Below are 24,782 nucleotides of genomic sequence, written 5' to 3'. Positions count from 1 at the left end.
GTTGGGTGGTGCGATCCAGGCCGTTGTTCAGGGCGTGGACAGTTCGAACCGCGTGACGCGGACCGCGCCGCCGAGCGCCTGCGTGGCGTGGTTGAAGAGGGCGAATCGGTGGCCCATGAAGAACCGCCAGTCGTTACCCATGGAGAAGGCGGGCCCGAGGCGGATGAAGTTGCTGCCGTCGAGGCTGTAAGAGAAGGTTCCGGGGCGTGCCGCGCCGGGGCGGATGTCCGCGGCCGCGCGCAGCCGGACGCGGCTGCCGGACACGGCCGCGCTCGCGACCTCGGTGCCCGTGCCGGTGGTGTTCCAGTTGCCGTCCATGGTCAGCCCGTTGACCATCACCACCCGCCTCGCGCCGCCTTCGCGTTTGACCCCGATCCAGGCGGAGGAGTCACGCAGCAGCGCGAGCCCGGCCCGGTCGCCGTCGCGCATCGCCGAGAAGTCGAGATCGACCGTGGCCGTGGAGGTGGGCCCCTGGATGCGGTGGGTGAGCGTGTTGCGGGCCCAGTAAAGGTCGTTGGTGACGGTCGCGGTCCGCAGCGTCAGTCCGTTGCCGACCGACCACTTGGTGTTGTCCGGGTTGTGGTTCCACTCCCACCTCGGCTTGAGGTCCGTGCCGTCGAAGGTGTCGACACCTACCAGGGGGGTGACCTGGCGAGGCGGAGCGGGCACGGCCGGAAGGGGATACGAGGTGCCCCATGCGCCGTTCACGAGCTGCACGACGGGCCAGCCGTCCGAGGTCCAGGTGACGGGTGCCAGTGCGGGCATCCGGCCGCCGGGGTACGCGTCCACGAAGGCCAGGTAGTACCAGGCGCCGCTCTGCGTCTGCACGAGCCCGCCCTGGTGCGGGACGCCGCCGCCGGGGATCGGTCCGCGCAGGTCGAGGAGCACCTGCCGCATGGTGTACGGACCGAAGGGGCCGCTCGACGACTTCAGGATGTACTGGCCGTTGGCCGGGCGGGTCAGGAAGATGTAGTACTGCCCGTTGATCTTGTAGAAGCGGGCTCCCTCCAGGGTGCCGACGCTCGATGGGGTGCTGAACACCTGCTGCGTGCGGACCTGCGTGCGGCCGTCGCGCGAGAGCTGGGCGACGCTGATGGTCGTGTTCCCGTACGCCACGTACAGGGTGTCGTCGCTGTCGACGAGCAGCCCGGCGTCGTAGTACGGCGTGCTGATCGTGGTGAGTCTGTTCCAGGGTCCTTCGGCGGCGGTGGCGGTGTAGATGTACGTCCTGGCGAAGTCGATCTGGCCGAGCCAGTAGAAGGTCCTGTTGCTCGGGCGGTAGGCCAGCGACGACGCCCAGATGCCGCGGACGTAGCCACGGCCACCGTTCAGGTCGTACTTGGCGCCGAAGTCGAGGACGGGCACCGAATGACCGGCGATCTCCCAGTTCACCAGGTCGTAGGAGCGCAGGACGGGGGCGCCCGGCGAGTAGTGCATCGTCGAGGCCGAGGCGTAGTAGGTGCCGCCGACGCGGATGACATCGATATCCGCGAAGTCCTGCCAGATCACCGGGTTCAGGTACTCCGCGGCGGTCGCGAGGTCCGGCCCCTGGGCGGGAGCGGAGGCGGCGGCTCGGGATGCTCCGGTCAGAGGAAGGAAGGCGCCGGCGGCCAAGCCGGTGGTGGCCGCCAGTACGCGGCGACGAGGCATGTATTGATGAGGGCATGACAGATCCATGATGGCGTTCTCCTTGTGCGGCCCGGCCGTTGTGGTGGCGCACGGCGACGCCCCCGGCCTCGCGGCTGCGGAGTTCCTGTCGTCGGCGTGCGTTGCGCGGGAGTGCCCTGCTTCGTTCATGGGTGCTGATCGGCCCGATCGATCCATGGTTCGCAATGCCGAACGCAGATCGGGTCGTCGGGCATCCAGGATGATAGGAGGCCGGTGAACCGAGTCAATACCCCTCGCATGATTCGTGATACTCAACGAAACATTCGGGAGCGGGTGACGTTCGTACTGCCGCTGGTCCGATGTCTGGATGCCGCAGATCGGTGCGGACTTTTTCAGTCATCGAGGGTGAGTGCTGGAGTCCGGTGGTCGGATGGTGTTGACATGTTCGGACGCCTCTCTAGTATCCGTGGCGCTCCGACTTTCCGAATGATGCTCGAAATTGCGCACCATTGGATCTCATGCAGTGTCATGTCGTGTCATGAACGCGACAGGTGCGTGGGTCCCCCCCCCATCCACGGAGCCCTTCCGGTAAAGGAGCCCCGGTGTCCAGACGATCAGGCAGACGACTGCTCCATCTCCTCGCCGCCGCCGCGCTGACGATCACCGCGTCCGTGACGGCCTCCGCTCACTCCACCGCCTCGGCCGCGCCCGGCAGTCCGGCGCTCACCCCACCGTTGGGGTGGAACAGCTGGAACAGCTTCGGATGCGGGATCACCGAGTCCCAGGTGCGTCAGGCCGCCGACGCGATGGTGTCCTCGGGCATGCGGGACGCCGGCTATCGGTACGTGGTGGTCGACGACTGCTGGTTCGACCCGCAGCGCGACGCGGCAGGCAACCTGCGGGCCAATCCGGCCAAGTTCCCCAGCGGGATGAAGGCGCTCGGGGATTACATCCACAGCAAGGGCCTGCAGTTCGGCATCTACCAGGTGCCGGGCGAGCGCACCTGCGCGCAGACCGTGGGGACCTATCCGGGGTCCACGGGCAGCAAGGGGCACGAGGCCCAGGACGCCGCCACGTTCGCCTCGTGGGGCGTCGACTACCTCAAGTACGACTGGTGTTCCTCGAGCGGCACCCGTGACGAGCAGGTCACGCGGTTCACGCTGATGCGCGACGCCCTGCGCGCCACCGGGCGGCCGATCGTCTACAGCATCAACCCCAACAGCTTCCACGCCCCCACCGGCGCCACATACAACTGGGGCGAGGTCGCCGACCTGTGGCGGACGACCGAGGACCTGCTCGACATCTGGCAGAACGGCAACACCAACAGCTATCCGATGGGCGTCGGCAACGTCCTGGACGTCACCGCGCCGCTGGCGGCGCAGGCGGGCCCGGGGCACTGGAACGACCCCGACATGCTCGTCGTCGGCCGTCCCGGTCTGTCACTGACCGAGTCCCGTTCCCACTTCGCCCTGTGGGCGTTGCTGGGTGCCCCACTCATGGCCGGCAACGACATCCGCACCATGTCCGCCGACGTGAGCGCGATCCTGCGCAACCCGCGTCTGCTGGCGGTGAACCAGGACCCGCTGGGAGCGGGCGGGCGCAGGGTGCGCGACGACGGCAGCACCGAGGTGTTCGCCAAGGCGCTGTCCGACGGCTCGGTCGCGGTGGGCCTGTTCAACCGGGGAGGCGGTACGGCGACGGTCACCACCACGGCGGCGCAAGTCGGCCTGTCCGGCGGGCCGTTCACTCTCACGGACCTGTGGACCGGCGGCACGGCGAGCACGTCCGGGCAGATCTCGGCGAGCGTCCCCGCGCACGGCGTGGCCGTGTTCCGGGTGGCCGGTGGCAGCCCGCTGACCGCCACCACCTCGCGATGGCGCGGCAACGCGTCCGGCCGCTGCCTGGACGTGGACAACGCCTCCACCGCTGCCGGGGCAACGGTATTGATCTGGGACTGCCATACGGCCGCCAACCAGCTGTGGACCGCGTGGGCCGGCGGCGAGATTCGTGTCTTCGGCGACAAGTGCCTTGACGCCTCCAACCAGGGCACCACCAACGGCACCCGTGTCATCACCTGGCCCTGCAACGGCCAGAACAACCAGAAGTGGACCGTCGGCGCCGACGGGTCGGTCCGCAACGTCCGAGCCGGGCTGTGCCTCGACGCCGACCGGGCCGGCACCGCCAACGGAACGCCGCTGGTCCTGTGGACCTGTAACGGCCAGGCCAACCAGAAGTGGACCCGCGTGTGACACCCCGCTCCGGCCGACGTTCCAACGCCCCCCGGATGCGGCAAGGCCCCCGCTCTGACGAGCGGTACACACACGATCCGGAGCGGCGGAAAGAACCGGAGCTTCATCCTGCGCATCCCGGACGGCTGCATGGCAGAGACGGCGCAGGGAGCGGGCTCGGAGCGCCGCGTCGGCGGGCCGCGGAGCGCTCCGAGCGAGCGGGGTCAGAACTGGCAGGTGTCCTTCCAGAGGGTGACCAGGGAGGTGTTGTTCTTGTCGGCGTCACGAGCGGGACCGCACAGGAACGGGCTGAAGCGGGTGTCGGCACGCAGCCAGAGGCTGAAGAACGACACCATCCACTTGCCCTGCTTGGCCTTGTTGCCGTAGCCCGTCATCGGGCACAGATGGTCGCCTGGAACTTCGATGTAGAGCTTCTCGGCCTGGGACATGGAGTTGTACCAGGGCATCGCGTAGCTGTTGCCGTGGGCGACGGAGTCGCTTTGACAGGTCAGGAAGAAGGTGGGCTCGGTGACTTCGGAGAAGTTCCCGTTCGGGTGGTACGGGGCAGTCGGCACACCCGCCCGGAAGCGCGAGTCGTCCCGGAGGGCGGCCATGACGCCACCGCCGCCCATTGAGTGACCGGTCGCGCCCAAGGTGCCGTTGAGCTTCCCCGACAGCGGGTTGCCGGGGGTTCTGCCGAGCGCGAGCAACTGGGTGCCGGCGGCGGTGATCTGGCGGCCGCGCGATTCGGGATCGTCGGTGAGTGTGTTCGTTCCGACGTTGATGACGACGAAGCCCCAGGAAGCGAGCCGGGGCGCGAGCCACTGCAGGTTCTGCTGTGTGCCCTGATAGCCCGGCATCAGCACGATGCCCGGGTACGAGCCACTGGCCGTCGGATACGTGACCGTGCCTGAGCCGTACCCGCTCGGGCTGGCGACGGTGTAGGTGGCGGTGGTCAGCGGCCCGTTGGTGGCCTCCAGGGAAGCGGTCGTCGGGTCCGGGATGCCGTTGCCCGGAGGGGTGCCCTCACCGGAGCCGTACACCTGGAACTCCCACAGCGAGTAGCCGTAGGCGGTGCCGCGCTGGGTGCCGTAGAGGCGGACGTACCGGCCGCTGCCGTTCACGTCGAGGGTCTGCACGCCGCCGGTGCTTGTGGTGGTCGAGTGGATGGTGGTCCAGGCGGTGCCGTTGTCGGAGGTCTGGATCCGGAAAGAGCGGGCGTACGCGGCCTCCCAGCGCAGCACCACTTGGCTGAGGGTGGCGGTGGAGCCCAGATCCACGGTCAGCCACTGCGGATCACTGAACGTGCTCGACCAGCGCGTCCCGGTGTTGCCGTCCACCGCCGCCGACGCGAGGGTGGAGCTGTTCTCGGTGGACGAGGAGGTCACGGGCTTGCCTTGCGACAGCAAGTCGGCGGCGGCTGCCGGCGCGGCGGTGGCTGACAGCAGAGTCAGCGCCAGGCCGAGGGTGGTTGCCAGTGCGATCAGTGCCGTCATGGGACGGGATCGGGTCCGTAACGGCGCGGTGGTGTCGGTCGAACGACTGCATGGACGCATTGCTTTACCTCCGGAAGGCGATGAGAGCGCGGTAACCGGACAGCGATGTGCGCGGGGTGACCGCCGCGAACGGCCGGCTACCGGGACTGGGCGAAGAGCCAGTCGATGACCACGTCGTTCTCGTACGTCTGGGCCCATGACAGGTGTGGGCTCACCGGTGTCGTTCCGGCCGTGTAGCTAGTGAACAGCACGTGGCTGCGCGTGGCCCGGGCCTGCCGTAGGAGGGCCCGTGACCGGGCCTCGAACTGTGCCTTCGGCAGGTCGTTGGCCCACTCCCCACGGCTGACCCGGGACCCGGCGGTCTCCAGCGCGTTCATCAGGGTCCAGGTGCCGGGGTTGCCGAACCGGCCCTCCCGGTAGGGGACGACCGGGTCGTCGACCGAGTGGTCGGCCCAGATCGGGATGTGCGTGATCCTGTCCATGGTGGCCGCGTCGCCCCAGCCGGCCGTGGGCAGGGCAGCCGCGAACACTTCGGGTCGCTTGGCCAGCAGACTGTAGATGCCGCGACCGCCTGAGGACAGACCGACCAGATAGAGCCGGTCGGTGTCCACGTTGCGCGGGTGCTCGCGCACGAAGGTGTCGATGAGTTCGATCAGCGCGGCCTGGACCTTCGGGTCGGTCCAGTCCGTGCCGTCGGGTCCGTCCATGGGACGGGGCAGGGGGATCTGCGGAGAGAGGACGAACGCGGGGTTGCGGCGCTGTCGTTCCGGCTTGGCGAACGTGACCGCGATCCGGTTGGAAGTGAGCTGGGTCATGTTGTTGTCGGCGACTTCGCCACCGCCGTGCAGGGTGACGACGAGCGGGTACCGCGTGCGGGTCTGCGGGTTCCGTAGGAACCCCGCGGGCTGGTACAGCCGGAAGTCCAGTTCGGAACCTGCGGAGTCGGTGAAGGAACCGGCGGCGAAGTCGTCGACCACGGGAGTGATGACGTCGTCGTTCCGGTTCGCGAACGGACCGGCCCTGAGTATCAGTTCGCCTGCCGGGGTGCGCACGTCCGCCACCTGTCTGACGGAGTAGGCACGGTCGAGCGGAAGGGGATCGGTGCCGGACGCCCGGGCGTTGGAGTCGTTCGGATCGAGTTCGACGATCAGGTGGTGCCCCGGCCGTCCGGGGTGAGAGCGGCCGTCCACTTCGGCGGAGGCGTTGGAGTAGACCCGGGTCACCGTGCGAGCCGCTGTCCGTCCGCCCACGGTGGCCTGCACCTGGAAAGCGGTGGGTGGGACCGCCCCGTCGCGTAGATCGATGCGATGCGCGTACTGGATGGCGACGGCTGTCACCAGCCAGTTGTTCCTCGGCGTCACCCGTGTGAGGAGGTCCGTCCGCAGGACCGGATTGAGTCCGGAGGCCGCTGGCCGTCCTTCGGACGGGGCTGTCGTGTCGTCGGCGGCCGAGGCGGTCGCCGTGCTCACCGTCGGCGCCGCGACCACACCTGCGGTGACGGCGAGCACCGTACGTCTGGGGATCGATCTCATGCGTCCTCGTCTCGCTCGGTGGGCACCCGGACCGGGTGCCGTGGTGTGTGGATCCGGTCGTCCGGCTGCGAACTCACGGGAGCGGGCGGCACATTGGGGGCCATGACGCGGCATGTGCGGTGGCTGCCGGGAGTCCGCGGCCGATGGGGACCCCGCTCGGGCCCGGGGCACCGGTCATAGCGGGAAGGCACCGGTCAGCAGGGCGCCGGCGGTCATGACTGTTCCCAGGTGGGGTGGTTGACCAGCAGGATGCTCGATCAGGTTCGCGGCAGCGGCGGGACCCGGACGGTGCCGGGCCCGTCGCCGGGGCATCGGAGGGCCGGACGCTCCTGCCAGTCGGCCGTCGGGGGAGGGGCCCGCAGGCTCGGCTCGGCGGTCGCGGCGGTAGTCGAGGCGGCAGGTTCCGCGGTCGTCCCGCTCGGACTCCCCTCGCCCGTGGCGCCCGTCCGTGGCCGGGCCTTTCGGGGACAGTGCACGGAGACGGCTGCGCTCCCGGCGGCCGCGGGCCGTGGCGGCGGTGATCCGCAACGGTTCGTCCCGCGCCGCGCGCGACAGACCGCGGATCAGGGGGTCGTAGAGCCCGGCGTCCACCAGCAGGCTGCAGCACAGGACCGCGAACGCGATCACGATGCCGGTGAGGGGCACCTTGGACAGCCCACCGAGAATCAACTCGCCCAGATCGTCCGCGAACCCGCCGATGAGCGCCGCCGGCACCGGAAGCAGGATCAGAGCGACCAGAACCGAGGCGCGTTTGGTCACGGCGAGCAGCAGTAAGACGGCGATCGTGCCGAAGCCCAGGGCTGCCAGCATGCGGCGCTCGCTTTCTCGGGGACGGCCCTCGGCGGCAGTGGGCGGGAGCTGGGCGGGGACGGGCCGAGGTATACGCGAGAGTTTCGGAGCACTACCGGATCCCTGTCCAGCATCAAACCGAGATCTGTCCATGCGATCAGCGCATCAATTCAAGCGACCGTCGCCCGAGCCGAGAGCTTCACCGCGGCCGCCGCAGAGAGATGTCGTCGGCGACGATGTTGTCGACCTTCCCTAAGAGAGCGGAATCCGCCGCCGACCGGGCCACGGTGACGACGTCACACGCGGTCCAGCCGCTGTGGCGGGTGGGGCGGCCAGGGCCCGAGAGCAGGCAGTCCGTCCACCGCCACCGGTGAGACCGCGGGCGTACGTCCGGCCAGCCAGGCCGCCAGGTCGCGCACGCGTCCGGTGACCACCGTGCCCGGCGGTCCGTCGCCTACGGACCACTGGCGACGCCCGTCCTCGGCACGGATGCGTGTTCCTGCCGGAAGGCGGCCGAGGAGGAAGCCGATGGCATGCGCGGCCAGCTCCTCGGGCCAGTCGTCCGGCCGCAGGCCGAGTTCCAGGTCGACCATGTGGATCCATGCCTCGCGCCAGCGTGCGAAGACGGTGGCGGCAAGGTCCGCGTTGCGGAACGTGACCGGGCGGCTCCAGTCGATGTCGGTGGCGCGTGCCCAGGCCGCCTCGAGCCCGGTCGTGTGCGCGGCGAGTTCCGCGCGGTGCTCGGCGGCGCTGCGGCCCGCCGTGGCCGAGATGATGGCGTTGCGTTCATCCACCCCGCCGTCGTAGCCCGCTACGAGTTCACCGCGCAGGGCATGCTCCGCGATACGGGCGAACATGCGCGCGTTGTCGGTGAGATGAGCGAGGACATGGCCGCGTGACCAGCCCGGAAGCGCGGATGCCGCGGCGACCTGCTGGTCGTTCAGTTCGGCGACGAGCCTTTCCAGCGTCCGGTGGGCTTCGAGCACTGCTGCGACAGGAGGGTGCATGACCGGCTGCCCTACAGGGCCGGGGTCTGGTCGAGGACTGGCGGGGCCTGCGCGGCGAGTTCTCTGAGAGGCTCACCGCTCAGCCGGCAAACCCTCCACTCGTCGAGGAAGTCCACGCCGAGCGACTTGTAGAAGTCGATCGTCGGCTCGTTCCAGGCCAGGACCCACCACTCGAAGCGCTCGTACCCGTTCCGCCGGCAGACCGTGGCAAGGGACGCGAGCAGAGCCTTGCCGTGTCCTCCACCTCGGGCTTGCGGCCGTACGTAGAGGTCCTCCAGGTGCATGCCGCGCGTGCCGGTCCAGGTCGAGAAACGGGGGAACCACAGGGCAAGCCCACGGCCTCGCCCGTTTCGTCGTCCTCGGCGATCAGGGCGAACGCGGCGGGATGTTCTCCGAACAGCGCCTCGCGGAGCTGCTCCTCGGTCGCTCGAGCCTGTTCCACGGCCCTCTCGTATGCGGCGAGTTCGCGGATCATCGCGCGGATCGTGGCGACATCGTCCATCGTGGCGGGCCGGATCATGCCGGAGATCATCGGACACCGTGCCGAGCCGTGTCCAGCGAATTCCGCGCCTTCTCCGCGGCGTGAGCCCGGCCGTGGGCTTGGCCTTGACGGACGATGCGCGGAAGCGTCCAGCTGTGCCGAGAAGAGCCTTGTGGGGCATCGACACGCTTCACGATGCTGCCTGGATGATGACTTCCGTCCTCGCGTTCGTCGGTGCGGCCTTTTTGGTCGCCATGGTCCCAGGGCCGAGCACGGTCGTGATCCTGCGCCGAGCCGTGGTGAACGGCCGAAGGACCGGCATGGCCACGGTCCTGGGCAATGAGTGCGGGGTGCTGATGTGGGGCCTCGCCGCCGCCTTCGGTCTCTCGGCCTTGCTGCTGGCCTCGCAGGTCGCCTGGAACATCATCCGGATGGCCGGCGCCGCGGTGCTGGTGTGGATGGGGACGCGTGCCTTGTGGCAGGCGAGGCGAGCGGGCCCGCCGGATGAGGGACCAGGGGGGACCGTAGTGCTGCGACGGCAGTCCGTTCGACGCTGCATGGAACAGGTGTTCGGGGTGCTCTTGGTGGGACTGGGGGTGCGTCTGGCTACCGAGTCTTGAGGATCGACTCAAGAGCGAGGCACAGGTTCACCGGCGTGCACACGTGGTTGGGGACAACGGCCACCGAACGTCACCTTCCCTCACCTTTCGCGCTCACGGTGCGATCCGCCGGCGTAGGCGAAGCGGCGCCGGGTGTTATTGAATGAGGTGTGCGGTCAGGAATCTCGGGGCCCTGTCGCCCGGGTTCTGGTACGGCCCCGGCGCTGTGCCGGGGTTGGCGAGCGAGCTGAGAGAGCCGCATGGACTCCACCCCGTCCCCTTCGTCCGCGTCGCCGTTCGACATGGTCAGCGGCGCTTTGGGGCAGTACATCCCACGCGGCGGAGCGGCAGCGGCCGCCGGTTCTGCCGCCCCGCAGGGCGACAGTGCCGCCCGCCAGCGCGTACACGCCGATCCGGCCTCCGGCCGTCAGGAGCAAATTCTCGGCGCGGTCAACCTGGACCGGGATCTGAGAATCACCCGCTCCAATCTGGACGCCCCCGTTTTCGCGGGGGTGGAGGCCGTGACCGGGAGCTCTTTCGTCGATCTTCTGCCTCCCTGGGACGTACCGACGGTCACCCGGCGGTTGCGGCAGGTCCTCGAGACCGGTGAGCCGCATGTCGCCCGGGTCCAGCGCCTGCGGCGCGGTGACGGGTCGGAGCTGGTGGTCTCGATGAGCATCCTGGCAGCCGCGGCGCCTCAGGAGGGCCTGACCGTCTCCCTGATCGCCATGGCCAGGAGGCTGCACCTGTACGCCGCCGAGACCGCGATCGGCACCTCGTTGGACATCGGCGAGACCGCGCAGTCGCTGGCGGAGTCACTGCTGGCCTGGGGAGACGTGGCCGCCATCGACCTCGACCTCGCCGTGTGGACGGGCGAGGTGGTCACCGAGCAGCCGCAGCGGCGCATCCGGCTGCGGCGGGCGGCCCTGGTGCCGGACCGGGCGTGGCCCGACGGCTACGTGACTCCGGGCGACGATCTTCCCGGCGACGCGAGCCGCTTGCTGTCGCAGGCGATACGGCGTGACGATGCCGCGCAGGCCATCGTCATACCCGACCGGGGGGCGATCGAGCGGGTCCTGGGCAGTGCGCGGCTGGTGCGTGCCTTGGTGCCCGGTGACCGGGCGGCGGGTGTGGCGTACATACCGCTGGTCCTGGACGGCGCGCCGCCCGTCGTACTGGGCGTGGCGGAGGTCTGGCGGCGGGAGGACCGCCCCTTCCACGACAGCGAGCTGCTCGACCTCCAGGAGCTGGTGGCCAGGACCTCCCACCATGTCGACCTGGCCCGTCAGCACCAGCGCGAGCACACACAGGTGCTGGCGTTGCAGCGCCGGCTGCTGCCGCGGTCCGGCGGCGACACCATCGAGACCGCCAGTGTCTACCAGCCCGCCACCCCCGACAGCGCGGGTGTCGGCGGTGACTGGGTGAACAGCTTCCCGCTGCCGGACGGCCGTACCGCGCTGGTGGTCGGTGACGTCGTCGGGCACGGTCTGGGAGCCGCGGCGACCATGGGACAGCTGAGCATGGAGGCCCGCGCGCTGCTGTCCGCGGGGCTGGCGCCCAACGAGGTGCTGGAGCACCTGGACGAGACCGTGACGCTGCTGGACGACACGGAGTCCGGGCTGGCGGCCGGTTACAGCGCTCTCGGATCGACCTGCTGCATAGCCGTCTACGACCCGGTCAGCCACCATGTGGCGCTGTCCAGCGCCGGCCACCTCCCTCCGGTCCTGGTGCCCCCGGAGGGCCCCGCCGGCCCTGTCGCCGTAAGCCCTCACCCCGGGCTGGGCGCCGAGTTCGCGCTGCGGGAGCCGTTCGGCGTGCACGCGTTCGCCGTACCCCCGGGCTCGCTGCTCGCCCTCTACACCGACGGCCTGGTGGAGGATCCCGCCCTCTCGATCGACGAGGGCATCGACAGGCTGGCGGACGCCGTGTCCACGGTGCACCCCTGGGATGCCCTGCAGCAGGCCGCGCGGCGCGTGGTCTCCGACCTGGCGCCCGTGCGGCGGCGCGACGACGTGACCCTGCTGCTCGCGCGCATGATCGGCTACCGCAAGGGCGACACGGCGACCTGGCGTCTGCCCGCCCGCGGCGACGCGGCCGCCCGGGCCCGCGCGCTGGTCTCCGCGCTGCTCGTGCGATGGCGCGTCAGAGCCGACACCCGGGACAGTGTGTTGCTGGTGGTGAGCGAGCTGGTCGACAACGCGGTCCGCTTCGCCGACGGACCCATCACGATACGGCTGATCAGGGCCGGTCACGGGCTGCTGTGCGAGGTGGGCGACACTGGCAACGGCAGGCCCCGGCTGGGCCGGGGCGGGCTCCTCGACGACGGTGGTCGTGGCCTGCACGTCGTGCATGGACTCACCACCCGGTGGGGGGTGCGGTGGACGGACACCGGCAAGGTGGTCTGGGCGTCGGTGGCGTCTGTCGCTAGGTGACGCGGCTGTGGGTGGGCCGGGCCGCGAGTGCTCGTCGGGCGGCGTCACCGGTGGTACGGGCCGCGACCAGTGGTACGGGTGTGGCGCGAGTTCGCGCGCGCTACAGCCACTCCCCTTGCAGGGCGGTGGCCGTGAGGCCCGGGGCCGCCGCGTACAGGACGGCGCGACTGCCCGGTTCCTGCCCGGCGTCGTTCGCCCTGCGCAGGATGTCGAACACGGCGGCGCCTCCGCGGTTGCCGCTGGTGTAGCTGTCCCGGCTGTAGTCCAGCAGCCCCGACGGCCACCCGTCGGGCATGGTCTGCTCCATGTACTCCAGCACTCGCGTCCCGCCAGGGTGCGCGAGCAGAACGTCGGGGTGCCAGGAGTCGGGGTCGTCCTGGTAGCGGACGCGCAACCATTCCCACATCGCGGTGACCGTCTCCTGCACGGCGCGCGGCCCGCGCCGGTCCATCACGAAGTGGGTGCCGTCCTCCCGTGTCTCCAGGCGGTGCAGGTCCTGGGTACCGGGCAGGGTGTGGTGCCAGGCGGCGTCCAGCCGCAGCGCCGACTCGGGCCTCGGGCGCCCCGTGACCACCGCGGCGACCGCGGTGTCCGCGAACAGCAACCGGACGATCAAGGACTCGAGAGTGTCGTCCGCGGGCTGGTAGGTCGTGCTCAGCGCCTCCGCGATCACGACCAGGACCACCCGGTCGGGGTCCGCGGCCACGAGATCCGCCGCCAGCGCCAGGGAACGGGTCCCGGCGACGCAGGCCCACTGCGTGGCCGGCAGCAGCATCACGTCGCCCCGGAGCGGGAGCTCGTTGGCCAGGGCGACGTCCAGCCCCGGCAGCGCCGGGGTGGTGGAGTGGCTGGTGATCAAGCAGTCGACGTCGGAGGCGTCCAGCCCGGCGATCTGCAGGGCCCCGCGCGCCGCACGCTCCCCGCAGGACCGCACGGCCGCCCATGCCGGTGCGGTGCGCTCCTGGACGGTCTGCGGCGCGGGTACCGCCTCAAGGGCGGCGATCACACGGTCCACGTCCTGTTCGGTGAACCCGTCACCGGCCAGGGCCTCCCGGGCCGGGCCGATGCCGGCGGCGGGCAGGGCGCTCCCGTTGCCCGGCGCGACGGCGGTCTCCAGCGGCAGCATCCACCCGCGGGATTCGATGCCCGTACTGGCCGCGATGCCGTCGATCCGCGGCGCCCACGGCGCGTGCGGGTGCCGGTCGCGCACTTCCGCCACGATCTGGCTGGTCTTCACGGTGTGCTCGCCGTGTATCACGGCAGGCGGGCACAGGTATGCGGCCATGGTTGGCACCTTTCTCGGGGGAACGAGGCAGAACATCACGAAGGCTGTGTCGTGGATCACTTGGGCACGGCGCATCCAAGTCCATGGCGGTGCGCTCCACTTCGTGCTTCTGCGTCCGCCTCGAGAATGGACGCTAAAAGGACATTTGCGCTGTGACCTGGGCAACTTAGGTGGTTTTTGCCGTGCGTGACACGGCCCACACCGAGCAGTGGAAAACAGTTGGACACGTCCTGGGCTCTCCATGACTATTCGCGCTGTGACAGACAAAGCCGAATGCCGGACCTCAGTCCCCACGAGCACGAAGTCCGTGCGATTTGTCGAGCTGTCGAGTACGGCCATGAGCGCGTTGCTGAAGGACGACCTCGCTCGAGCAAGTACCGAAGCGGGTGTCGCTCTCCCCGAGTACTTCGTCACCGACAGGGCGAAGTGGGTGTGGCGGTATCGGGTCAATCAGCTGACCTCGGACCCGGGTTGCGAGGGGTGGCTCACGCAGATCGTGGTAGCCGAGCCGGAGGGTGTCGTCGTGGGGTATGCCGGTTTCCATGGGCCGCCGGACGATGCGGGCATGGTGGAACTCGGTTACTCGGTGGTTCCCGTCCACCGCCGTCAGGGCTACGCCAGGGCGATTCTGACCGAGTTGGTGCGGCGGGCCGCCGCCGAAGCCCGGGTCAGGATCGTGCGGGCGACGATCAGTCCGGACAACACCGCTTCCCTGGCCACGATTTCCGGGTTCGGCTTCGTGGAGGTCGGAGAGCAATGGGACGAGGAAGACGGCCTCGAACTCATCTTTGAGGTTCCTGCCTGATCAAGCTGCTGCTGCGGCATTTCGCGAGTGGTCAGCCCGTCGGCGTTCGCGGGGGAGTGCGCGCGGCGATGAGGGTGATGTCGTCGCGGGGGTCGCCGAGATCCTGGGCGAGTTTGGCGCACAGCTCGGGCAGCGGCAGGTGGCGATGGGCGATGACGTGCCGGCGCAGGCGGGCCATGCCCTCGTCGAGGGACTGGGTGCGCGATTCGACCAGGGCGTCGGTGTAGAGCAGGAGGGTCGCGCCGTCGGGCAACTCGGTGTCGGTGGTGGGGCGCTCGGCGGTGGGGCGCAGTCCCAGGAGCATGGCGCGTGCTCCGGTGAGGTAGCCGACGTCGTCGGCGGTGATCAGCAGGGGTGGGGGGTGGCCGGCGACGGACCAGGATGCCTGCCAGGCCCCGCTGGTGCTCCGGCGCAGGCGGGTGAGGATGGCGGTGGCGGAGTCGGCGAGGGTCAGCCGGGCCTGGGCGGTGTCCAGACGGCGCAGGATCTGGCCGGGTGCCTCCTCGGGGCGGTCGACGGCCAGGGCGCGGAGCATGTTGCGCAGTTCGCTCATGCGGGAGGCGGCCTGGATGTCGTGTCCGGTGACGTCTCCGATGACGAGGACGAGGTCGCCGTCGTGGAGCAGGAAGGCGTCGTACCAGTCGCCGCCGACCTCCGCCGTGTGCTGCGCCGGCTGGTAGTGGGCGGCCAGTTCGATGCCCGGCACGTCGGGCAGGTCGGTGAGCAGGGCGCGCTGCAGGGCGGTCGCGATGTCGGCCTGGGCGGCATGCAGGCGGGTGTTGTCCAGGCCCAGGCTGATGCGACGGGCCACCTCCTCCGCCAGGGCACGGTCGGCGGCGTCGAAGGGCGGGCCGGCCGCTGCGCGGGTGAGGGTCAGTGCCCCGAAGGTGGTGGCGCGCAGCCGCAGCGGAATGACGAAGGCTTCCTGAGCTTGCACCACCGTCATCAGGTCGGCTTCCTCGGGCGCCGCCGGTGCCAGGTCCGTCAGGTGTCGGGTGGTGCCTCCCTGCATGACGCGACTGACGGCCGTGTGGTGGGCGGGGTGCCGCGGCAGTACCTCGCCCTGGCCGGAGAGGGCGGCGGGCAGGACGCCGGCGATGTGGTGGGCGCCGGCCGCGCGGCGGTAGCCATGCCCCTCGGCCAGGTCGATCAGGGCGGTGTCCGCGAGGCGGGGCACCAGTTGGCGCACGAGACGGTGCAGCGCCTCGTCGGTGTCCAGGGTGCTGGTCATGGCGAGCGTCAGCTCGCCGAGCCAGGTGGCCTCCGCCAGATCGTATTCGGCCTGCTCACGCATCGTCTCGCTGTGTGCGTACCGCTCGGCGCGGCGGCCCTCCCGCTCCCGTTCGGCCGTCGCGTCGTGGAACACGACGACAGCGCCCTCGCCGCCTCCGAGCGCCGCGGGCAGCGGAGCCGCGGTGCACCACACCTGAAGCGGCGTGCCGTCGGCGCGCAGGAGCACGGCGCGGTGGCCACCGGTCCGCCTGCCCGGCGCGACATCCTTCGGAATCAGTCGCTGCGCGGGCACGGCGGCGGTCTCCGGGGCGGGCGGGTGCAGGGCGCGGTGGGCGTCGACCCCGATCAGGGCGCCCGGCTCGTAGCGCAGCAGTTGCTCCGCCCACGGGTTGCAGGCGATCACCCTGTGCTTGTCGTCCACGGCGTACACACCGGCTTCCACCGAGGCGAACAGCGCCGACATCAGTGCCTCGTCCACACCCACCCCAACAAGCCTCTTCTGCAGGTCGTCACCGGCGCGGGGCCTCGCAGGCCGCCGGAACGCCCGGGAAGACCTCGACGGCCGTGCTCAGACCCGTCAGCTCCAGCAGCCGGCGCACCTGCTCACCCGGGGCCGCAAGGCGCAGCGTCCCGCCGAGCGCTCCGACCCGCCGCGCCCCGTACACCAGCACGCTCAGACCGGACGAATCCATGAACGACACCTGCTCCAGATCCAGCACGATCCGTGCCTGGTCCTCGACGATCAGTGCGTCCAGGGCTTCACGCAGCGCCGGGGCCAGCGCCCGGTCCACCTCGCCGGCGAGGACCACCACCGCCCACCCTCCACAGTCCTCGGAGCGTCGTACGCCGTGCAGCGGAACCATGGAGGTTCCTCCTCACTGTGGAATCTCCTCATCATCGCACCGGGCAGCGGCCTCGCTTGACCTTGCCCTCCGGGGCAGGGTTTAGCGTCTGAGCAGCGAGGTGAGCGAGATGAGGATCAGTGAGCTCGCACGTCGGGCCGACGTGACGACGAAAGCAGTGCGTTACTACGAGTCCCTGGGGCTGATCACGCCCGGGCGTCTCGGCAACGGCTACCGGGACTACGCGGAAGGCGACGTACGTCTCGTACGGGAGATCAGGGCCCTGCACCGACTTGGCATCCCGGTCGAGCGCACCCGGCCCTTCCTGGAGTGCCTGGCCGCAGGGAGCCCGCACGCAGACGACTGCCCCGCCTCACTCGCCGCCTACCGGGCGGCCATCGACGAGCTCACCGAGCGGATCGAGGCGCTGAGTGCCCGCCGTGCGACGCTGATCACCAACCTGCGGGTCGCGGCCCACCGGGGCAGCGGTGCCGCACCGGCCGAGAAGGCCGGAACACCGGGTGGGGACTACCTGACCCTGCCCGCGAAGCTGCCCGTCCCCGAGGACGACGGTGCCGCCGCCCACCTGCCCGGCACGAGAATGCCACCCCTGGCGCTGCCGAACACCGCGGGCCGGGCGATCCGGCTGGACACGCTCGGGCCTCGGCGCACGGTGATCTACATCTACCCCCTCACCGGACGCCCCGGCACCGACCTGCCGGAAGGCTGGAACTCCATCCCAGGCGCCCGCGGCTGCACCCCCGAGACATGCGGCTTCCGGGACCACTTCCAGGACCTCCTCGATGCCGGCGCCGGCCGCGTCTACGGGCTGTCCAGCCAGGACACCGACTACCAGAACGAGGTCGTGGAGCGGCTCGGCCTGCCCTTCGACATGCTCTCCGACCCCGCTCTCGGTCTCGCCGACACCCTCGGACTGCCCACCTTCGAGGCCGACGGGACGAGACTGTTCAAGCGCCTGACACTCGTCGTCCGCGACAGCGTGATCGAGCACGCCTTCTACCCGGTCTTCCCGCCGAACGAGCACGCCCGGCAGGTCCTGGCCTGGCTGACCGAGAACCCTCCGCTCACGACGTGACGAACCACCCCACACCCAGGAGTCCTGCCATGTTCCGCGGCCTCAGCGCCTTCCCCCTCACGCCCACGACGGAAGAGGACATCGACGAGCGGGCGTTCAGCGCCCTCGTCTCCCGCCTCGCCGCAGCCGGCGTCGACTCCATCGGCGCCCTCGGCTCCACCGGCGGCTACGCCTATCTCACCCGCGAGCAGCGCGCCCGCGTGGCGAGGCTCGCGGTCGAAGCCGCCGACGGTGTCCCGGTCATGGCCGGCATCGGGGCACTGCGCACCTCGCAGGTACTCGCCGTCGCCGAGGACGCGCAGAAGGCGGGCGTGTCCGCGGTCCTGCTCGCCCCGATGACGTATCAGCCCCTCACCGACGACGAGGTGTTCGGCCTGTACGAGAGCGTCACCCGTGAGCTGTCCGTGCCGCTGTGCGTATACGACAACCCCCGCACCACCCATGTCCACTTCACGGACGAACTCCATGGCCGTATCGCCGAGTTGCCGAACGTGGCCGCGGTCAAGATTCCGCCGGTGCCCGACGACCGGGAGGCCGCGCGACAGCGCGTCGCGGCGTTGCGGGCGCTGCTCCCGGACACGGTCGGAGTCGGAGTGAGCGGCGACTGGACGGCGGCCACCGGACTGAACGCCGGATGCGACGCGTGGTACTCGGTCACCGGCGGCCTGTTCCCCGCCACCGCCCTCGCCCTCACCCGGGCCGCCCAGGCCGGCGACGCGGCCGGCGCCACGGCTCACTCCGAACGGCTGGAGCCCCTTTGGGAGTTCATCCGCCACTACGGCGGCCTGCGTGTGATGTCGGCGGCCGCCTCGCAGCTGGGCCTCGCCGCCGAGCCGAATCTCCCGCTGCCCCTGCGGGGCCTGCCCTCCGACGCCCGACGCCGACTGGTCACCGTCCTGGAGAACCTCGGCCTGGGAACGAGCGCGTGACCTGTCTACTTGAGCTTGGCGGGGTTACTCACGCACAGTGCCTGGCATGACCGCTGCCGCCGACATCCTCGTGGGACGACCGCACGTAGATCTGTGCCGCCAGTCCAGCGCGACCTGTCGCGGCTGACGACCAAGAGCCCATGAGTTCCCCGGCGGCGTAGGGCCACCGGGTCGTCAGTCTTCGCGCGTCCGCGTCCCCCACCGCAGCGTGCGCACCGGTCAAGGCTGCGGCCATCCCTATTTCACGCGCCCTTGCGTCCTCCGACGCGTCCCTGGACGTACGTCTCCGCGTCGGCATGCCCGCACGCCGTCTCCGCACCCCACTCGGAGCGGAGGCGATGGCGGCGGCCGGGGCGCGCGAGCTGACGTGGACGGGCAACCGCGGCACCGCCGTCGGACAGCGACGGCTCCTCGACCTCGCCGCGCGCGGCGAGGTGCTCGACACCTGCCTCTACACGACGCCCGGCAGAACTCGGCGGTGGCGGAGCGGGAACCACCTGGCTGGTCGGCTCCGCCACCGACGTCGCCACCGCCCTGCACAACTACCGCAAGCTCGGCATCACCCACTTCGTGCTCTCCGACACGCCCTACAAGCAGGAGACCATCCGCGTCGGCGACCAGCTTCTGCCCAGGCTGCGTGACAGCGGATGAGGACAGGGTCGGGCGCGGTGAAATCAGCCCTCCCGTGCCCACGGCCGTAGCTTCTCCGGGTTGCGGATCGCCCAGATTCGGGTGACGCGTCCGTCGGAGACGTCGAACGCGGCTACGGTCATGACGACGCCGGCGCGCTGGGCCACCAGGCCGGGTACACCGTTGACCGACCGCTCCAGGAGTTCGAGCCCGGGAGCCTTGTCGGCGACGGCGACCATGTACTGGGCGATGCGTGCGCCGCCCTCGACCGGGCGCAGGACGGTGCCGACCAGGCCGCCGCCGTCGGCGGTCATCACGGCGGCCGGGTCGAGGAGTCCGACGAGGGCCGCGATGTCCTTCGTCTCCCATGCCTCTTTGACGTGCCTCACCACATCGGCCCGGCCGGTCGCCGGCGCCGGAGCGGGCGCGGCGCTCACCCGTCGGCGGGCGGAGGCCGCCAGTTGCTTGCAGGCGGCAGGGGTACGGCCGAGAACGCCGGCGATCTCGGCGAACGGGTACCGGAAGACGTCGTGCAGGACGAACGCCACCCGCTCGGCGGGCGTCATCGACTCCAGGACGACGAGGAAGGCCATGGTCACCGACTCGTCCAGGACGATCTGGTCGGCGGGGTCCGCGGGGCCGGTGGCGTCGGCGCCACCCGTGTGGTCCCACTCGGTGCGGTCGGGCAGCGGCTCGGGCAGCCACGCGCCGACATAGCGTTCACGGCGCGCCCGTGCCGAGCCGAGCAGGTCCAGGCAGATGCGGCTGGTCACGGTCGTCAGCCAGGCGCCGGGGGACAGGATCTCCTGCTGCCGGCTTCGTGACAGCCCGTACCAGCGCGCGTAGGCGTCCTGTACGGCGTCCTCCGCCTCGGTCACCGAACCGAGCAACCGGTAAGCGATATTGACCAGTTGGCGTCGCTCGCCGGCTATCTCATCCGTCCTGGTCCCGCCGGTCCCCATGCTTCCGGCCGCTCCCTCGCCTTACCTTTCGCGGTCCCGCGTCGTCGGGCTGGTGAGACCTTATCGATCTACCGCCCGCCAGCGGGAAAAGGGGACTGCGACATGGCCACTCAGGTGACGGCGACGGCGTCGGCGAACGCACAGCGCACTTCCTCGTTCCTGCGGATCGCGATCGCCCTGCAGACTCTGACCATCTTCCTTCAGGCGGTCTCGGCCGGACTGCTGCTGACCTCGTCCTACGGGGCGGTGCTGCACGATGTCGGAGCCCGGGTGATGTACGGGGCGTCGATGCTGTACCTGCTCGCGGCCGTGCTGGCGTGGAAGCCGGGCGGCGGCTCGCCCCGGCCTGTCTGGCACGCCACGGGTTTCCTCGTACTCGCCTCGGCCCAGGTCGTGCTCGGCATCGCGCACGTCCCGTCGGTCCATCTCCCCCTGGGCGTCCTGATGTTCGGTCTGAGCGTGCTGGCGCTGGCCCGGCGCTGAGGTCCGACAGTGGGCAGCCCCGAGCCGGCGGCTACTCGTCGGACAGCGTGAGGTCCGGGACCCGCCAGGCCGCGATCACGAAGGCGGCCAGGGACACCGCGGCGCCCGTGAGGAAGACGATGCGCATCGAGGCGACGTAGCCCTCCAGGAACGGCAGGGTCACGCTCGGGTCGAGGGCGCGCAGGAACGCGGAGTCCTCCAGGTCGACGCCGCCGTCGGGGCGGAGTACTCCCGTCAGGGCGTGCGCGTTGTCGGGCTGGGCCAGCAGCCGGCGGTAGCCCGGGTCCTGGCGGGCCTCGGCCAGGCGGTCGGCGATGCTGCCGGCCGCCGTGGTGAACAGGACCGACAGGAACGCGGCGGTGCCGACCGTACCGCCGTTGGAGCGGAAGAAGTTGACCGATGCCGTCGCCGCGCCCATGTCCGTACGGGGCACCTCGCACTGCGCGAGCGTGGTGAGCGTCTGCATCGACGCGCCGAGCCCGGCGCCCATCAGGGCCATGCCCAGCGCCGGGTGCCACAGCGGGCTGTCCGCACGTAGCGTGGCGAAGACGAGCATCGCCGCGGTGAACGAGCCGACGCCGGCGACGAGATGGACCTTGAACCGGCCGGTCCGGGCGATCATCCGGCCCGTCAGCATCGTCACCGCGAGGTTCGCGACGACCGTGGGCAGGGTGGCCAGGCCCGCCTCGATGGGGCTCATGCCGCGTACGAGCTGCAGGTAGAGCGGCAGCGTCGTCATCGCGCCGAACATGCCGATGCCGACGACGAAGTGCAGCCCGACGCCCAGCCGGAAGGTCCGGATGCGGAACAGGCGCGGCGGCAGCAGCGCCGCGTCGCCCGACCGCCGCTCGACGACCAGGAACACGGCCAGACCCGCCACTCCGATCGCGTACATCGACAGGGCCAGGGGCGAACCCCACCCCCAGGTACGGCCCTGCTCGGCGACGGTCAGCAGTGGCACGATGCCCACGGCCAGGGCGAGCGCCCCGGCGTGGTCGAGCCGGTGCCGCACCCGCCGGTGCGGGAAGCGCAGCACGCGCATGATCGTCACCGCGGCCGCGGCGGCGAGCGGCACGTTGATCAGGAAGATCCAGCGCCAGCCGGCGATGCCGAGCAGCTCGGCCCGGTCCGCGAAGGCACCGCCCACCAGCGGTCCGACGATGCTGGCACCGCCGAACACGGCCATGAAGTAGCCCTGGTAGCGGCCCCTCTCCCGCGGGGAGGTGATGTCGGCGATGATCGTCATGGCCAGCGACATCAGCCCGCCGCCACCGAGCCCCTGAACGGCGCGGAACGCCGCGAGTTCATAGATCGACGTGGCACATCCGCACAGCAGTGAGCCGACCGTGAACAGGACGATCGCGGCGAGGTAGACGGGCCTGCGGCCGTGGATGTCGGAGAGCTTGCCGTAGAGCGGCGTCGCGAGGGTGGCGGTGATGAGATACGCGGTCGTCACCCACGCCTGGGCCGTCAGCCCGTGCAGGTCGTCGGCGATGGTCCGCAGCGCGGACGAGACCACCGTCTGGTCCAGCGCCCCCAGGAACATGCCGAGGACCAGCCCGGACATGACGGTGGTGATCTGCCGGTGACTGAGCCGCGGGGGTATGTCCCCGGACGCGCCCTGTTCTTGGGTGTCGGAGAAGGTCACGTGTCGTCCTTGGAGTGGGGGCGGGTACAGCTCGCGGGTACGGGCCGCCCCGGGGGTTCCGGAGCGGCCCGTACCCGGGGAACCGGGCGGCTAGCCGGCGAGCTTCGCCAGGTCGCCGACCGCCTGATCGACCTCGGGCAACGTCAGCATCGCCAGCTGGGCCGACCGGGCACGCGCCCGGGGCTCGGGATCGGCGAGGAGCCCCCGGCACGCTTCGGCGATGCCGGCCGCGCCGCGGTCCGTGATGTGACGGCCGAGCCCCAGTTCCCGCACCCGGTCCGCGTTGGCGGGCTGGTCGCCGAAGTGCGGCAGCACCGCCAGCGGCGTGCCGGTGCGCATGGCCTCGCGGATGCTGTTGAAGCCGCCGTGGGTGACGAACAGGTCGACCGACTCCAGCAGCAGCGGCTGCGGCACCCGCTCGGCGACATGGATGTGGCCGGGCAGCCCCTCCGTGTCCACCGGGATCCCGGACGTCGACACGACCACCGTGCAGTCGTCCAGCCCGGCCGCCGCCCCCAGGATCGCGTCCAGGCTCTCGGTGGGGTCCGGCAACTTCACGGGCAGCGACGCCTCCCGGTCCGCCATGCGCTCCCGCAGCACCGGCAGGGCGGTGCCGATCGCGGCGTACACCAGCGGCCGGTCCGTGGGCAGCCGGGCCGCCCACTCCGGCAGTACGCCGCCGCGTTCGACGTCCACCGTCTGCCGGTAGGCCCACGCCTGGTGCAGATGCCGGGCGAAGGAGAAGGCGGACGGCACGTAGTCGACCCGGCCGTGCGGAACGAGGGACAGCGGGTCGTCCCGCACGGGCAGTCCCAGCTCCTCGCGCCGCTCGTTGAGCTGCGGCAGCACCTCGACGGGGTCCAGGATGTTGCTGAACCCGGAAGGCGTCGGCAACTGCGGTACACCCAGCAGCTCGGCGGTCAGCACCGCACCCATGTCCATGCCGTCCCGCAGGATCACATCCGGCCGGAAGTCCTTGGCGAGGGGCAGCAGGACGTCCAGGTGCGGCTTGACTCCCGGCCCCGCCACGTGCCGCATCAGCAGCCGCGTCAGCGCGTCCGTCGGCTCCGTGAGATCGGCGGTCTCCTGGAGCTCGGCGAGGTACGGACCCATCGCGGCGAGCGGATCGAACTCCGGTAGACCGGCGTTCACTTGGACGTCGTCGTCACGGAAGACGGGGGCGAGGGCTTCGGTGGTGACCACGAGCACCTGATGCCCGGCCTTGGAGAGGGCGCGCAGCAGCGGCAGTTGAGCGCGTCCGTGGGAGGGACTGCCGAGCGTGGTGCACAGAACCCGCATGGGGGTGAGCCTTTCTCTCGGGGTTTCTTCGGCGGTGAGAGGGGTGGGGGAGAGGGCAGGGCGCGCCGGCGCCTCACGCCACCCGCGTCGGCGCCTCGGCGCGCCCGATGCCCCGCCAGCTCAGTCCGGCCCGCGCGAGGCGGTCCGCGTCCAGCAGGTTGCGGAAGTCGTGGACCTCGTGGCCGGCCATGCGCGTGGCGATCGCCGCCCAGTCGAGGTCACGCAGCTCCGGCCACTCGGTGAGGACGAGACAGGCCGCCGCTCCCTCCGCCGCCCGCACCGGGTCGTCGGCGAGCTCGACCAGATCGCTCAGGTCGGGCCGCTCCGCACGCAACGCCGGGTCGTACGCCGTGAGTTCGGCGCCCCGCTCGCGCAGCAGCCGGGCGACGGAGAGCGCGGGGGAGTCGCGCAGGTCGGAGGTGCCGGCCTTGAAGGTCAGGCCGTACAGGGCGAGCCGTACGCCGTGCAGCGAACCGTCCTCGGCGCGCCCGCACGCGGCGGCGACCCGATCGACGAGCTGCCGCTGGTGGGCGACATTGGTCTCGATGGTGGCGCGCAGCAGGGGGAAGTCGACCCCGGCCAGATCGCACACGGTGAGCAGGGCGTGGGTGTCCTTGGGCAGACAGGAACCGCCCCAGCCGGGACCGGGCCGCAGGAACGCGGAGCCGATGCGCGGGTCCCGGCCTATGCCCTCGGTGACATCGTTGATGTCGGCGCCGAAGCGTTCGCAGACGGTGGCGAGGTTGTTGGCGAAGGACAGCTTCATCGCGAGGAAGAAGTTCGCCGCGTACTTGGTCAGTTCGGCGCTGGCGGCGTCGGTGAGCACCAGCGGCGCGTCCAGTTCGGCGTACAGCTCGGCCACGCGCCGGGCGGCGTCCCGGTCGGCGGAGCCGATGACGATCCGGTCGGGGTGCAGGAAGTCCTGGACGGCGCGGCCCTCGCGCAGGAACTCCGGGTTGCTCACCACGGCCACGTCGTCGCGGCCGAGCAGCGCGGCCACGCGCTCACACGTACCGACGGGCACCGTCGACTTGTTGACGACGACACAGCCGGGCGGCAGTACGTCGCGGATCTGCGCGGCCACGGCCTCCACGGCGGCGAGATCGGCCGCGCCGCCCGCCCCCATGGGCGTGGGCAGGCACAGGAACACCACATCCGCCTCGGCGACGGCGGCCGCGGTGTCGCCCGTGAAGTCGAGCCGGTCCGCGTCCAGGGCATCCCGGACGGTCTCGGGCAGGCGCGGCTCCAGGATGTCCACCCGGGCCTCGCGCAGTCGCTCGACCTTGTGCGGGTCGGCGTCCGCGCACACCACGAAGTGCCCGAGAGAGGCCAGACAGGCGCCGGTCGTCAGTCCGACGTAGCCGGTTCCGATGACGGCGACGCGTCGAGCAGGCACAG

General features: G+C 70.8%; 21 protein-coding genes and 2 pseudogenes. 9 read left to right on the top strand and 14 right to left on the bottom strand.

The annotated features are described in order from the left end of the window. Positions 1–27: 27 nt before the first annotated feature. On the bottom strand, positions 28–1,650 hold the full coding sequence (locus ACZ58V_RS08160; protein ID WP_471288993.1) for a glycoside hydrolase family 43 protein: 1,623 nt from the start codon (positions 1,648–1,650) through the stop codon (positions 28–30). Between the two features lie 560 nt (positions 1,651–2,210). Between ACZ58V_RS08160 and ACZ58V_RS08155 the strand changes: the two genes are divergently transcribed. Together ACZ58V_RS08155 and ACZ58V_RS08150 are read left to right on the top strand one after the other, a co-directional pair. Next, entirely contained in the window at positions 2,211–3,857 is a 1,647-nt protein-coding gene (locus ACZ58V_RS08155) for a glycoside hydrolase family 27 protein (protein WP_468185505.1), read from the top strand. Positions 3,858–3,884: 27 nt separating this feature from the next. Beyond that, positions 3,885–3,983: pseudogene (locus ACZ58V_RS08150) on the top strand (hydrolase); the annotation flags it as partial. A gap of 77 nt (positions 3,984–4,060) precedes the next feature. On the opposite strand, the gene ACZ58V_RS08145 reads toward ACZ58V_RS08150, so the two are convergent. The 5 genes and pseudogenes from ACZ58V_RS08145 to ACZ58V_RS08125 all read right to left on the bottom strand — a co-directional run bounded on the left by ACZ58V_RS08145 (position 4,061) and on the right by ACZ58V_RS08125 (position 9,180). Continuing rightward, positions 4,061–5,332, bottom strand: a complete 1,272-nt coding sequence (locus tag ACZ58V_RS08145; protein ID WP_471288990.1) for a poly(ethylene terephthalate) hydrolase family protein — start codon at positions 5,330–5,332, stop codon at positions 4,061–4,063. 137 nt (positions 5,333–5,469) lie between these two features. Then, entirely contained in the window at positions 5,470–6,864 is a 1,395-nt protein-coding gene (locus ACZ58V_RS08140) for a prolyl oligopeptidase family serine peptidase (protein ID WP_468185511.1), read from the bottom strand. 174 nt (positions 6,865–7,038) lie between these two features. Beyond that, a complete protein-coding gene (locus ACZ58V_RS08135; RefSeq protein WP_471288988.1) occupies positions 7,039–7,674 on the bottom strand; it encodes a hypothetical protein in 636 nt (211 codons plus the stop codon). Positions 7,675–7,949: 275 nt separating this feature from the next. Continuing rightward, positions 7,950–8,639 carry a maleylpyruvate isomerase family mycothiol-dependent enzyme gene (locus ACZ58V_RS08130; protein WP_468185516.1) on the bottom strand — a complete coding sequence of 230 codons (690 nt, stop codon included), beginning with the start codon at positions 8,637–8,639 and terminating at the stop codon, positions 7,950–7,952. 32 nt (positions 8,640–8,671) lie between these two features. After that, positions 8,672–9,180: pseudogene (locus ACZ58V_RS08125) on the bottom strand (GNAT family N-acetyltransferase). Positions 9,181–9,347: 167 nt separating this feature from the next. On the opposite strand from ACZ58V_RS08125, the gene ACZ58V_RS08120 reads away from it, so the two are divergent. Next, a complete protein-coding gene (locus ACZ58V_RS08120; protein ID WP_471288985.1) occupies positions 9,348–9,761 on the top strand; it encodes a LysE family translocator in 414 nt (137 codons plus the stop codon). Between the two features lie 239 nt (positions 9,762–10,000). Then, positions 10,001–12,172, top strand: a complete 2,172-nt coding sequence (locus ACZ58V_RS08115) for an ATP-binding SpoIIE family protein phosphatase (RefSeq protein ID WP_471288983.1) — start codon at positions 10,001–10,003, stop codon at positions 12,170–12,172. A 100-nt stretch (positions 12,173–12,272) separates the two neighbouring features. Here ACZ58V_RS08115 and ACZ58V_RS08110 read toward each other — a convergent pair whose 3' ends face one another. Then, positions 12,273–13,457 carry a type III polyketide synthase gene (locus tag ACZ58V_RS08110; RefSeq protein WP_471288981.1) on the bottom strand — a complete coding sequence of 395 codons (1,185 nt, stop codon included), beginning with the start codon at positions 13,455–13,457 and terminating at the stop codon, positions 12,273–12,275. 337 nt (positions 13,458–13,794) lie between these two features. Here ACZ58V_RS08110 and ACZ58V_RS08105 point away from each other — a divergent pair, with 337 nt between their 5' ends. Next, entirely contained in the window at positions 13,795–14,262 is a 468-nt protein-coding gene (locus ACZ58V_RS08105; RefSeq protein ID WP_468185528.1) for a GNAT family N-acetyltransferase, read from the top strand. Positions 14,263–14,293: 31 nt separating this feature from the next. On the opposite strand, the gene ACZ58V_RS08100 is transcribed toward ACZ58V_RS08105, so the two are convergent. After that, positions 14,294–15,979 carry a PP2C family protein-serine/threonine phosphatase gene (locus ACZ58V_RS08100; protein ID WP_468185530.1) on the bottom strand — a complete coding sequence of 562 codons (1,686 nt, stop codon included), beginning with the start codon at positions 15,977–15,979 and terminating at the stop codon, positions 14,294–14,296. Between the two features lie 25 nt (positions 15,980–16,004). Then, positions 16,005–16,358: an STAS domain-containing protein gene (locus tag ACZ58V_RS08095; protein ID WP_468185532.1), complete on the bottom strand. Its 354-nt coding sequence runs from the start codon at positions 16,356–16,358 to the stop codon at positions 16,005–16,007. A 109-nt stretch (positions 16,359–16,467) separates the two neighbouring features. On the opposite strand from ACZ58V_RS08095, the gene ACZ58V_RS08090 reads away from it, so the two are divergent. From ACZ58V_RS08090 to ACZ58V_RS08080, 3 genes are read left to right on the top strand one after another with little or no spacing between them, the layout of a single operon-like run. Continuing rightward, the gene (locus ACZ58V_RS08090; protein WP_471288979.1) at positions 16,468–17,433 is read left to right on the top strand and encodes a MerR family transcriptional regulator; all 966 of its coding nucleotides are present in this window, start codon (positions 16,468–16,470) and stop codon (positions 17,431–17,433) included. 29 nt (positions 17,434–17,462) lie between these two features. Further along, positions 17,463–18,362, top strand: coding sequence for a dihydrodipicolinate synthase family protein (locus ACZ58V_RS08085; RefSeq protein ID WP_471288978.1), 900 nt, complete (start codon positions 17,463–17,465; stop codon positions 18,360–18,362). Between the two features lie 46 nt (positions 18,363–18,408). Continuing rightward, complete coding sequence (locus ACZ58V_RS08080) at positions 18,409–18,489, top strand: putative leader peptide (RefSeq protein WP_350839683.1); 81 nt, start codon at positions 18,409–18,411, stop codon at positions 18,487–18,489. 115 nt (positions 18,490–18,604) lie between these two features. On the opposite strand, the gene ACZ58V_RS08075 is transcribed toward ACZ58V_RS08080, so the two are convergent. Together ACZ58V_RS08075 and sigJ are read right to left on the bottom strand one after the other, a co-directional pair. Continuing rightward, entirely contained in the window at positions 18,605–18,880 is a 276-nt protein-coding gene (locus tag ACZ58V_RS08075) for a hypothetical protein (RefSeq protein WP_471288976.1), read from the bottom strand. Positions 18,881–19,036: 156 nt separating this feature from the next. Further along, positions 19,037–19,954 carry an RNA polymerase sigma factor SigJ gene (sigJ, locus tag ACZ58V_RS08070; RefSeq protein WP_471288974.1) on the bottom strand — a complete coding sequence of 306 codons (918 nt, stop codon included), beginning with the start codon at positions 19,952–19,954 and terminating at the stop codon, positions 19,037–19,039. 102 nt (positions 19,955–20,056) lie between these two features. Here sigJ and ACZ58V_RS08065 point away from each other — a divergent pair, with 102 nt between their 5' ends. Continuing rightward, on the top strand, positions 20,057–20,437 hold the full coding sequence (locus ACZ58V_RS08065) for a hypothetical protein (protein WP_471288973.1): 381 nt from the start codon (positions 20,057–20,059) through the stop codon (positions 20,435–20,437). Positions 20,438–20,468: 31 nt separating this feature from the next. Here ACZ58V_RS08065 and ACZ58V_RS08060 read toward each other — a convergent pair whose 3' ends face one another. The 3 genes from ACZ58V_RS08060 to ACZ58V_RS08050 all read right to left on the bottom strand — a co-directional run bounded on the left by ACZ58V_RS08060 (position 20,469) and on the right by ACZ58V_RS08050 (position 24,780). Further along, the gene (locus ACZ58V_RS08060) at positions 20,469–22,085 is read right to left on the bottom strand and encodes an MDR family MFS transporter (RefSeq protein WP_471288971.1); all 1,617 of its coding nucleotides are present in this window, start codon (positions 22,083–22,085) and stop codon (positions 20,469–20,471) included. A gap of 90 nt (positions 22,086–22,175) precedes the next feature. After that, positions 22,176–23,384, bottom strand: a complete 1,209-nt coding sequence (locus tag ACZ58V_RS08055) for a glycosyltransferase (protein ID WP_468185549.1) — start codon at positions 23,382–23,384, stop codon at positions 22,176–22,178. A gap of 73 nt (positions 23,385–23,457) precedes the next feature. Beyond that, on the bottom strand, positions 23,458–24,780 hold the full coding sequence (locus tag ACZ58V_RS08050) for a UDP-glucose dehydrogenase family protein (RefSeq protein ID WP_471288969.1): 1,323 nt from the start codon (positions 24,778–24,780) through the stop codon (positions 23,458–23,460). Positions 24,781–24,782: the final 2 nt, after the last annotated feature.

The sequence above is a fragment of the Streptomyces sp. NPDC040589 genome, from assembly GCF_055594445.1.
Note: the sequence above shows the minus strand (reverse complement) of the source record. Positions and strands in the feature narration are given on the sequence as shown.